9 protein-coding genes are annotated in these 11,717 nt (G+C 28.9%); 5 read left to right on the top strand and 4 right to left on the bottom strand.

Annotation, left to right across the window (positions count from 1 at the left end):
• Positions 1 to 211: 211 nt before the first annotated feature.
• Positions 212 to 1,504 (bottom strand): lactate racemase domain-containing protein, encoded by a 1,293-nt coding sequence (locus tag HBE96_RS15705; protein ID WP_169298682.1) that lies wholly within the window; start codon positions 1,502 to 1,504, stop codon positions 212 to 214.
• Positions 1,505 to 1,906: 402 nt separating this feature from the next.
• Between HBE96_RS15705 and ilvD the strand changes: the two genes are divergently transcribed.
• From ilvD to HBE96_RS15680, 4 genes are all read left to right on the top strand, one after another.
• Positions 1,907 to 3,565: a dihydroxy-acid dehydratase gene (ilvD, locus tag HBE96_RS15700; RefSeq protein ID WP_169298681.1), complete on the top strand. Its 1,659-nt coding sequence runs from the start codon at positions 1,907 to 1,909 to the stop codon at positions 3,563 to 3,565.
• 101 nt (positions 3,566 to 3,666) lie between these two features.
• Positions 3,667 to 4,626 carry a bile acid:sodium symporter family protein gene (locus tag HBE96_RS15695; protein ID WP_169298680.1) on the top strand — a complete coding sequence of 320 codons (960 nt, stop codon included), beginning with the start codon at positions 3,667 to 3,669 and terminating at the stop codon, positions 4,624 to 4,626.
• Positions 4,627 to 4,866: 240 nt separating this feature from the next.
• Complete coding sequence (locus HBE96_RS15690) at positions 4,867 to 6,549, top strand: PocR ligand-binding domain-containing protein (protein ID WP_243186963.1); 1,683 nt, start codon at positions 4,867 to 4,869, stop codon at positions 6,547 to 6,549.
• Positions 6,550 to 6,615: 66 nt separating this feature from the next.
• Positions 6,616 to 6,831, top strand: coding sequence for a (2Fe-2S)-binding protein (locus HBE96_RS15680; RefSeq protein WP_169298679.1), 216 nt, complete (start codon positions 6,616 to 6,618; stop codon positions 6,829 to 6,831).
• Between the two features lie 145 nt (positions 6,832 to 6,976).
• Here the strand turns inward: HBE96_RS15680 and HBE96_RS15675 are convergent, their stop codons facing one another.
• A complete protein-coding gene (locus HBE96_RS15675; protein ID WP_169298678.1) occupies positions 6,977 to 7,699 on the bottom strand; it encodes a phosphatase in 723 nt (240 codons plus the stop codon).
• Between the two features lie 57 nt (positions 7,700 to 7,756).
• Between HBE96_RS15675 and HBE96_RS15670 the strand changes: the two genes are divergently transcribed.
• Positions 7,757 to 7,939 (top strand): hypothetical protein, encoded by a 183-nt coding sequence (locus HBE96_RS15670; RefSeq protein WP_169298677.1) that lies wholly within the window; start codon positions 7,757 to 7,759, stop codon positions 7,937 to 7,939.
• Between the two features lie 62 nt (positions 7,940 to 8,001).
• Here HBE96_RS15670 and HBE96_RS15665 read toward each other — a convergent pair whose 3' ends face one another.
• A complete protein-coding gene (locus HBE96_RS15665; protein ID WP_169298676.1) occupies positions 8,002 to 9,375 on the bottom strand; it encodes an MATE family efflux transporter in 1,374 nt (457 codons plus the stop codon).
• Between the two features lie 190 nt (positions 9,376 to 9,565).
• Positions 9,566 to 11,632, bottom strand: coding sequence for a helix-turn-helix domain-containing protein (locus tag HBE96_RS15660; RefSeq protein WP_169298675.1), 2,067 nt, complete (start codon positions 11,630 to 11,632; stop codon positions 9,566 to 9,568).
• Positions 11,633 to 11,717 lie beyond the last annotated feature (85 nt).

The following is an 11,717-nucleotide window of genomic DNA, read 5'->3' as shown; positions in this document are numbered from 1 at the left end:
TTTATAAATGGAAGCTCCACTTCGTTTCCTTAGCGGAGTAAGCGATTCGTACAAAATCACAGATTTTTACTCTCTGCTTAAAAACATTTAGCAGTGAGTAAACGCTTATCCTATATCACGTAGTAAACGTTAAAATCAAAACTTTCACTACACTTTACTTCGCAATATTTTTATAATAAGTCTTAGTTTTCTATGTGTGAAAGTTGAGCTATTAGTATACCATCTTAGGAAATGTACTTGCTGCAGCAGTCATAACATAAGTTCTTAAATCTTTGCCCTTTCTGTTCCAGGTAAGTTGTAGGGCCTCGTCTAAAGTTTTAACTACTGTTATGTTAGCCTTTTTTACAAGTTCTGGATCTAAATCTGATACAAATATCACATTATATTTATCAGCAATTTCACAGAAAATATAACCTACATCTTTTGAAATACTGTACTCTCTACGTAATTCTTTTTCTCTATCTAGTAAGTTGTCATAATTAAGAATCATATTTTGAACATCTTCATTTCCACCAAGACCTTCACTACACTGGCTCAAAATAATAATTGTTCCTCCTTCAGATACAGCTTCTTTTGCATTTAAAATAGTTTTAATAGATTGATAAAAGTTTATGTCTTTAGGAAATCCTCCTGCTGTAGCAATGACAAGTTCAGCTTTTTCAGTTATAGTTACGCCATCCATAGTATCCACTATTTTGCATCCTTCATAAAAAGCTTCTACATAGTTTCCACTAACAGCAGCAGCTATTTTACCGTTATGTCCAGCAATTACATTGAACATAAAAGTAGGTCTTAAAAATGCTGCAGCTTGCATCATATCTTCATGTACTGGATTACCTTTTAACTTTGAAGAAGCTACATCTGGATTTTTTCCTTCGCCTAAATTTTCTTTAAGGCAAAGGGAATGATTATGCATTATAGTTTCATAAGAACATATTCCAGGAAGAATACTTTTTCTTCCCCCAGCATATCCTGCAAGAAAATGATATACAATACCACCTGCAAGTACTATATGATCGCACTTCAATGCTTTTCTATTTACTAATACTGGAGTACCATATGTAGTTTCACCAACATAGGCTAAATTCTCCTTATCAAAGGAATCATGATCAATAATACACAATCTCTTTGATAGTTCTTTACCTAATAGTTTTTCATGTTCTTCTTTAGTTTGCTTCCTGTGAGAACCTGCTGCGCTTATAATAGTTATATCTTCATCCTTTACCCCACCTGTATTTAATTCTTCCACGAGTCTATATAAAAATTTATCTGTTCTTTGCCATGCCCTTGTAATATCAGGTATAATTAAGCAGACAGTTTCCCCGGTATGAACTAGTTCTTTCAGTCTAGGACTTCCAATAGGATTATGTAATGCATCTAGAATAATTTCATCTTCTGATTTTGAAACTTTAAATTCATTTCCTTCGATTGCCCCAAGTATATTTTTTTCATCTAAGGAAAGATTAATGGAGTCTCTTCCATAATTTAGTTTGATGTTTTTCATAGATATGCCCCCTAAATTTATAAGTTTTTTATTATAAAATATAACATCATGGACAAGTTTAATCAATAACAATTATGTAATATCTTATTTATTATAATTAATTTATCAAGTGATTCTTAGAAAACTTATAGGGCAAGTTTAAATATAAGGTGTAATATATTAATATTTTACAGTAATATTTTTATAATATTTAGAGCTTAATAAAAGAATATATTTTCAGTAAATTATTAATAATTCTATCAATTATAATATTATACAATATATATAATTAACTGAACTTTCGTATATACAAAGATTTGACTTAATATAAGCATAACGTAGAGTATTATTTTTAAGTTGTTAAAATTGAACAATTAAAATTTGTAGTTTAAATTTAATATAAACTTTTAGGAGGAATTATTAATGAGAAGTGATGTTGTAAAAGTAGGAGCAAAAGGTGCTCCAACAAGATCTCTAATGTATGGTATGGGCTTTACAAAAGAAGAAATAGATAGGCCATTAATAGGTATTGTGAATGCTCAAAATGAAGTAATAGCAGGACATGTACATTTAGATGAAATTGCACATGCTGCAAAGGTTGGAGTTACTATGGCAGGAGGAACTCCAATGGAATTTCCATCTATAGGTGTATGTGATGGTATTGCTATGGGACATGTAGGAATGAAATATTCTTTAGCAAGTAGAGAACTTATAGCTGACTCTATAGAAACTATGGCAATAGCACATGGATTTGATGGATTAGTTTTAATTCCTAACTGTGATAAAATTGTACCAGGAATGCTTATGGCAGCAGCTAGATTAAACATACCAGCAGTGGTTGTAAGTGGAGGTCCAATGAAAGCAGGTAAACGTAATGGCTGTGATGCAGATTTTACTACTGTCATAGAGGGTGTTGGAACTTATAATGATGGAAAAATTACAGCGGAAGAACTTGAAGACATAGCTCAAAAAGCTTGTCCAGGGTGTGGTTCTTGTTCTGGTTTGTTTACTGCTAATAGTATGAATTGCTTAACTGAAGTTTTAGGTATGGGTCTTCCTTACAATGGGACGTCAGCAGCTCATTCAGGTGAAAGAAAACAATTAGGCAAATATGCTGGAATGAGAGTTATGGAGTTATTAAAAAATAACATAAGACCACTTGATATATTAACATTGGATGCTTTTAAAAATGCAATAACTGTTGATATGGCTATGGCTGGTTCAACAAATACAGTATTACATTTACCAGCAATAGCACATGAAGCTGGAATGGAACTTGACTTAGATTTATTTGATGAAATAAGTTCAAAAACTCCTTGCTTAACTAAATTAAGTCCTAGTGGAAAATACCATATAGAAGATTTACATCTTGCTGGAGGAATTCCAGCTATGATGAATGAGTTATCTAAGAAGGGACTTATTTGTGAAAATGCTTTAACTGTAACAGGAAAAACTGTAGGAGAAAATATTAAGAATAAGATTATACAAGATAACAATGTAATTCATTCTGTAGAAGAACCTTATAGCAACAAAGGTGGACTTGCTATATTAAGAGGAAACTTAGCAGTAAATGGTGCTGTTGTAAAAGAATCTGCAGTAGCTAAGGAAATGCTTAAACATGAAGGACCAGCTAGAGTATTTAATTCTGAAGAAGAAGCTGTTGAAGCAATATTCAAAGGTAATATAAATAAAGGTGATGTAGTAGTTATAAGATATGAGGGACCAAAAGGTGGTCCAGGAATGAGAGAAATGTTATCTCCAACTGCTGCAATAGCAGGTATGGGACTTGATAAGGATGTAGCGCTTTTAACTGATGGAAGATTTTCAGGGGCTACAAGAGGAGCTGCTATTGGTCATATATCCCCAGAAGCTATGGAGGATGGAATAATAGGCTTAGTAGAAGAAGGGGATAAAATTTCTATAGATATATCAAATAAAAAGTTAGAATTATTAGTTAGTGAAGATGAACTTGCAAAACGTAAGGAAAAGTATGTTAAACCAGAACCTAAGATAACAAAGGGTTATTTAGGAAGATATGCAAAATTGGTTACATCAGCAAACACAGGGGCAGTGTTGAAATAAAATTGTTTTAAGGTTTAGATAGAGAAAGTTGATTTTCATGATCTTAATCTCTAACTAAACCTTATTATATAAATATTAATGACATAATAGGGGGCTATACAATGAATTTTATAGAAAAAGTAGGTAAAATATTAGGAAAATACTTTGCATTATTAGTTATAATTGCTGCAGCAATAGGTCTTTTTAAACCTAAATTATTTTTGTGGGTAGTACCAAAGGTTTCGCTATTATTGGGTATTATAATGTTTGGTATGGGTATGACCTTAAAAAAGGAAGATTTTAAAGAAGTGTTTACAAGACCTAAAGATGTTTTTATAGGGGTGGCAGCTCATTATATACTGATGCCATCTATAGCGTATATACTATGTATACTATTTAAATTACCAAAAGAATTAGCAGTAGGAGCTATTTTAGTTGGATGTTGTCCTAGTGGTACTGCATCTAATGTAATGTGTTATTTAGCAAAGGGTGATTTAGCACTTTCAGTTTCAATTGGTGCAGTTTCCACACTTTTAGCTCCATTGTTTATGCCATTATTAATATTACTTTTAGCTGGTAAATGGGTTTCAATTCCTGTAGTAAGTTTATTTATAGAAATTGCAAAAATAGTTATTTTACCTATAGTTTTAGGTGTTATTGTAAATACAATATTTGGACAAAAGGTAGAGAAGGCAACTAAAGCACTTCCTTTAGTATCAACTATAGCTATAGTTTTAATAGTTGGAGGAGTTGTAGGTGCAAATTCAAAAAGATTATTAAGTACAGCAGCAATGGCAATTGGTGTAGTAGTGCTTCATAATTTATGCGGATTTTTATTTGGATATTTAGCTGGAAGAGTGCTTGGTATGGAAGAACCTAAGAGAAGAGCAGTGTCACTTGAAGTAGGTATGCAAAATTCTGCTTTAGGAGTATCTCTTGCAATGAGTTTCTTTTCACCAGCAGCAGCTATACCAGCAGCTATATTTAGTGTATGGCATAATATATCAGGACCAAGCCTTGCAACATTCTGGTCCAATAAACAAATAGAAGAAAAAAATCAGCATTATAGTAGTACAATCTAATAATAATGTATATTTAGAAAAGGGTTGTTACACTAAGAATAAATTTCACAGCATATTGTATGTAAATTTCTTAGTGCTACAGGCCCTTTTTAATTTTTTGTTGAATTCATTTGCTATTATTCAATACTATTGGTTAAATTTTATAGTAGAATTAATGTAAGTTGAGATTTAAAATAAGTAGGATATAATATATTTGTAAAATGGATTTTAACATTTGAATATTTTAGGATTGGTGACATGATGAAAAAAAATAAATATGATATACAAAAATTTGACTGGGGAGAAGTTACATGGCTTCATGAACCTAGTAATGTACTTACTCAAAGGCTTAGTGCGGGTTTAGTTACATTTTTTTCAGGTAAAAAACAGACTAGACATGTTCACTTTGGTGAGGAACAAATATTATATGTACTTAAAGGACATGGTATACAAAAAGTAAATGGAGAAGAAAAAAAAGTAGAGGAGGGAATGCTTATTCATTGCCCACCTTATTCTGAACATGAAGTTATAAATACAGGTAAAGAAGAGTTAGTTTTTCTTATAACTTATACTCCATCAAAGTTAATGGAAATACATCAAAATTTATCAATTGTAAATGATAAACATATAATGGATATAGTTGATATAGGGGTACTTAAAGATATTCAAAAGGAAGTATCAGAACTTTTAAATCTTTCTGTAGTTATTACTGATAATAATAATAATGAAATTACTGAACCTATAAATTTGAATAAATTTTGCAGTTTGTGTAAAAAATCCAGGTTATGTACAGATAAGGGAAATAGGTATGAAAGTGAACTGAATAAACAAGATAAAGTATTTGTATGCTGCAATAATATAATAACTATAATGGTTCCTATTTTAATGGGGGATAGTATTATAGGTTATGTGAAATGTGGTCACTTTATTATAAATAAATCTAAGGATACTGAAGATTCAATTTTAAAAAATTGTAAAAATAAGGATGTAGATTGTACGGAATTGATAGCTGCATATAATGATATACCACTTATTCCTAAAAGTAGACTTTACGCTCTTCAAGAATCTTTGGGAATAGTTTCTAAACTTATTTCTAATATTATTGAAAATAGTTTAGTAGAAAAAGAATTAAGTGAAAAGAATAATGAGATATTAAAAAATACAAAAGAAAAGGTTTATTTAGAAGATGCTTTAAAACAAGCTAATTTAAAACTTTTAAAATCTCAAGTATCTTCAAGTATCCAAAGTCATAATTTTCAATCAAAAAATTTCTTCTATAAAGAAACAATGGAATATCCAATATCTGAAGAGGAAAAATTAAAAGATTGTATTAAAAAGCTTGATAAAAATGCTTGTTATAATATAGTTTTGCAAATTATAAATAAATACAATGGGTTATCTATAAACGAGATAAAGGAAAATTGTGAAGAGCTAATAATAATTTTAAGTAGGATAGTGTATTCGGAAACTAAAGATGATGAAATATTTTTGGATATAAGATATAAGTATAAGAAAAAGGTAAAAAGTTGCAGAGACTTTAACAATTTAAAAGATATAATTTTAGAAGCTTCTGAAGAAATAATAAGTATATTAAGAAATATATTATTAAATGGTAAACATAATCTTATACAAAAAATAAATTCATATATAGAGAATAACTTTACCCAAGAAATTACTTTAAATTTTCTTGCAGGAATGTTTTTTATAAGTCCTAATTATTTAAGTACTATTTTTAATGAAAAGAATGGAATGTCTTTAAAGGACTATATAAATAAGTTGAGGATAGAAAAGGCTAAGGTATACTTAGAAGAAACGGACATGAAAATATCAGATATAAGCAAAAAGATTGGATATAGTCAATTAAGCTACTTTGGAAGCATATTTAAAAAGATGGAAAACTGTACCCCTAATGGGTATAGGGCAAAGTTCAAAAGAGAACAATAGAGATTGAGAAAATGTTTATGTAATAGTTGTTATTATGAAATAATTATGGAGGAGAAGGTAATTTAAATGGAAAATAATATAGATTCTAAAATATTAGATAAACTTACAAAGGTTTGTATATGTAAAGGAATTTCTAGAGCAACTATAAAACTAGCTGTAAATAATGGGGCTAAAACTGTAGAAGAAGTAAAGAAAGTTACAGGAGCTGGTTCTGGGGGATGTGGAGGGAGACGTTGTACTCCTAAAATTGAAGAAATACTAAATAATTTACGAGAAAATTAGAAATAATGAACAAATATTAAGTTTTATAAGGGGCTTTTGAACTAAGAAATTTACATACAATATCATTGCTTTGAAAATTTGAAATTAGCATAATATATTGTAATATTTTTTCTTAATGTGACAGCCCCTTATAAAAAACTTAAAATTAAAGTTTTTTCCCTTTAGATCTTAGAAAATCAAGAAATTCTTCTTTGCTTTTGTTTATAATTAAGTCTTCAGGCATATCTACTTCATTTAACATTTCTATTGCAGCATCAAAACCTGCTATACGATAAGCAAAATGTGAATCACTATTTAATATTATCTTTACACCATGTTCTTTACATAGGTTGGCTATTCTAGAACAATTTTTTTCACTGCCTATTCTTGAGCTTACCAAGGAACTATTATTTATTTCAATAAGTATGTTTTTTTCTTTTGCCTTTTTAACTATTTCTTCTTCATGAATCGGAAATTTAGGATTACCACAGTGGCCTAAAATATGTACGTTAGGATTATCCATAACTTTTAATAAGGCAGAAGTATTTAAGTCTGGATTCTTATTTGCCTTCATTATAGGTTCGTGAATACTAGCGATCATTATATCTAAATTTTCTTGAATATTTACTGGTAAGTCAAGATTTCCTTCATAATCTATAATATTTGCTTCACATCCGTAAAGCATAGTTACACCATAAAGTTCTCTTGGAAGTACTTTGTAATTTCCAAAATACCATTCATGAGGGGCACCAGGCATTGAAGGACCATGTTCTGTTGTTCCTAAAAGTTGTAGACCTATTTCGCTAGCATATTTAGCATTTTCTAATAAAGTAGAATAAGCATGCCCGCTTATTATAGTGTGAGTATGCACATCAAGAACGTATTTCATTTAATTTAACTCCTTTCAAAATAAAAACAATAGTATATTTATTATATCTTAGAATTTATGTTTTTACCATTTAATTATAGATATTTAGATAGAGTGGAAAGCATATCCGCAGTTTCCGAAGAAATAGCAGCTTCATCTGAAGAAATAGGTGCAGCTGCTGAAACTGTATTTTCTACTGTTGAGAAATTAAGAAGTATATCTAAAGACATGACAGAACAAGTAAATAAATTTAAATTATAAACAGCAAATTTAAAAATTTAACCGTCCACTCCTGAAGGTATTATATCAGGAGTGGATGGTTTTTAAAGTTGATGACTTATATTCATTTGAGGAACATCTTCTTTTAATGCTTTATTTAAGAAGTAAAGAGATGTTAATGTAGCAACACCGTCGGCTATAGGATAAGCAGCTAAAGCTCCATTTATACCGAATAGTTCAACAAGTAATATGGCTAATGGGATAAATATTATAATTTCCTTATATATTGAAAGTAAGAAACTCTTTTTAGCTTCTCCAATTGATTGATAATAATTGATTGATACATAATATATCCCTGTTAAAGGTATGAGTGAAGTGCATAACCTGAAAGCTCTAACTGTTTGATGCAGTAAGGCAGTATCTTTTAAGAAAAAGCCTATAATAGAATTTGCAAAGATCATAAAAACTAGCCAAAATGTAAAAGAAGTTATTAGTACAGTCTTAATAGAAGTGATTAAAACATTTTTAACATTATCATAGTTTTCAGATCCAAAATTATAAGCAACTATAGGCTGCATTGCAGAACTTATACCTATTATTGTTACAAATAGAAACATAGAAACTTTAGTTATTACTCCTATCATTACAATAGCGGATTCTCCACCTTGTGCATAAAGAATATTATTTAGTACTATGGAAACTAAAGCATCTTCAATTTCTATTATAAAGGTTGAAAATCCAATAGCTAAAATTTTACCTAAAATTTCAGTAGAAACTGAATTAGATATAGAATCAATAGAAATATCAATATGAAAGTTTTGTATAACATCTTTGAATTTATAAAAGGCAAAGGCAAAGGCAGTTATTTGAGAAATTACCGTAGATATAGCTGCGCCCTCTATACCAAATCCTAATTTAACTATTAAAATATAATTGATTATTATATTCAAAACAGCACCTATTAAGTTAGTGTATAATAAAGCCTTAGTCTTTTTAAGAGAAATCATAATATAACAAGCAACTACTGATAAGGATTGAAATATACCACCTAATAATATTATGGATACATATTTGTTTACTAATGGATATGTCAATTCACTGGCACCCAGCGCGTAAAAAATAGGATTTTTAAAGATGAAAATAATAAATGAAACTAATGTTAAAACTATTAAAACTAAAGTTAAGGAAGTAATTACTATCTTTTTAAATTTAGAAATGTTCTTTTCACCTAAGGTTCTAGCGGTATAAGTAGAAGTCCCAACGGAAATTAAAAGTCCTAATGCGATTAAAAGTTTTTGAATAGGAAATGATATTGTAATAGCTGCTAGAGCAGTAACTCCTATATAATGTCCGATATATATTGTGTCTACAATATTATAAAGTTCGGATACCAATAATGCAAATACAGCTGGTATAGCAAATTTAAAAAGGGTTCTGTGCATTTTTTCTTTTGCAAAAATATTACTGTCGGTTTCCATAAATTTCACCTCAAATTTTAGAAAATTAAGTTAAGGTGTAATCTTAACTTGTTTTCCTTTTAATTAAATTATAATATTTTTGCACAAAATTTACATTCACTTAAAGGTGGAGAAAAAAGTACAATTCTGTTATGTTACGAAAATGGTGAGATTAATAAAATAGCCTAATAACACCTGCTTTAAGGTATTATTAAGCCTCTTTTATTAAAATTAGTAAGGCACCATAGCCTTTAAGGGTAGTTTGTATGTTAAATACAGTGCTTTTCTTTAAGTTTTTAAAATGTATATTAGGAAAAGAAGCTTTATGAAGAATTTGTTTTTCTTCTTTGCTCAATCTTTTAGGTTTTCCCATGTCAATCCAGTAATTATATGAAGAACCTAACTTTTCATTTATTTCATAAGTAGTTATCTTTATAGATGATGGTATATTAACTATATTTAATGAAAGTTTTTGGGCGGCAGCATTTTTAACAGCTCTAAGCTTGGAAAAGCTTTCAAATGGAATTAGCTTATCTATATCATCATGATAATTATAAAGTAAAATTTGATATTCTTTATCACATTTAGTAACTATATATCCATTATCTTTGGCAACTAAGGTATCTCCAAGTTTATTTAACAAATAATAGGCATAGTAGGATGGTTTTTTAATACCTTTATCATTAATAAGACCTGGATATCCAAAGAACACTTCATTAGTTAAATTAACTTGTTTATCTAAAACGTCAAAAGCTCTTAAAAAACTTAGAGAGTGTATGTTATTTACGACACTGTTAATAATATAAGATAACATATATGTTGTATCGTAAATAAAATTTATGCTGTCTTCGGCGTAAAATACATCATCAGTAAGTTCTAATTGATGTTCTGTAGTCAAAAGCTCACTTACCTTATCTATAACAATTTTATCCATAGTTGAACTAAATTGAAACTTAAAAGAATGCAGATCTAAACTCTCTAATTCTTCAAAATAATCTAGAAAAGATTTTACAGCACGTAAAAAATCTTCACAGAAAAAATTCTTGTCATCTAGAACTATAAGCGGTTTTATACCAAGTGTATCTAAGAATTCAAATACATCACTAGCTCTGTTCCAGTTATGAAACTTAGAGCCTGGAAATATACACATATCCTGACTGAAGACATTTAGAAGTCTAGCATATTCAAAACCTATTTCTTCTTGAAGAACCTCTAATATATCTTTATTATCTTCTAAAAGCAGGTCAAAGGCATCTCCAACGTTTAATACATCTTTGAAGTGTTTATTAAAATTCCCAAGGTCTGTCCCCATGTTTATGTTTATTTTTGTTATCTTATCCTCATAATTAAATCTATCATAATCTTCTAAGTAATAAGTTAAATATTGAAGACTTTCATTTAGATTGTAAAGTTTAATGTTTTTTTCAATCTCAAAAGTTTCATCATTAATTTTAAACTTTTTTCTGTATTGAAGGGGAGTATATTTATAGTGAGACTTAAAATGTTTGTTAAAATATCTAGTATGTGAGAATCCTACTTCTTCTGAAATTTCGGATATAGTCTTATCTGTATCTAAAAGGAGTTTTAAAGCTTCTTCAATTCTATTTGAATTTAATAAATCCGTAAAGCTTGAACCTGTAACATCTTTTATTCCATGAGATAAATAATCAGTACTTAAAAATTCTTTTTTTGCTATATCCTGAAGAGTTATATTGTCGTTATAATTATTAAATATGTATTTAGAAATTCTATGATATCTTTCTAATTGTTCTTCTTTTTCTTTTAAATCTTCATTTTCATACATGAGATAATGAAAATTATTTATAAGGTTATAAAGAAGATCTATAAGAATAACTTGTATTTCTTTATCATAATTATCCTGTTTTTGAATTGCTTCACAGGTTATTTTAGATAAAAATGTTCTAAGGGCGTCATATTTTTCACTTTCTTGGGCTCTGTCATCTGTGGTATTAGTGAAAAAAAACATGTTTTCAATATCACTATAATATTTTTCGAAAAAATAAGGATCTATATGAAATACTAAAACTTTATTATCTTTATCATTGCTTACAATACTGTGGGTCTCATCTATATTTATTATCTCTATATCTTTTTCTATGAGTTCGTATTTATCGGAACTTATAGTAATATTCAGTTTACCTTTAAGTACGTATAGTATTTCAATTGAGTTATGCCAGTGCATAGGATAATTTATTATACTTTCTAGATTTATTGCAACAGGCATATCTGAAGGGTAAGCTACATACTTTTTTCGCATAAATTTATCTCCTTTCTTTTTGAAAATAGTAATAAAAAGGGGAAGTTACTAAAATAAGATTTTTTCAATTTATGATTAGTATAAT

Origin of the sequence: Clostridium muellerianum, from assembly GCF_012926525.1 — a bacterium.
In the GTDB taxonomy this organism is placed as follows: Bacteria; Bacillota; Clostridia; order Clostridiales; family Clostridiaceae; genus Clostridium_AM; species Clostridium_AM muellerianum.
The sequence above is the reverse complement of the archived record's forward strand: the minus strand, read 5'-3'. Positions and strand labels throughout refer to the sequence as shown.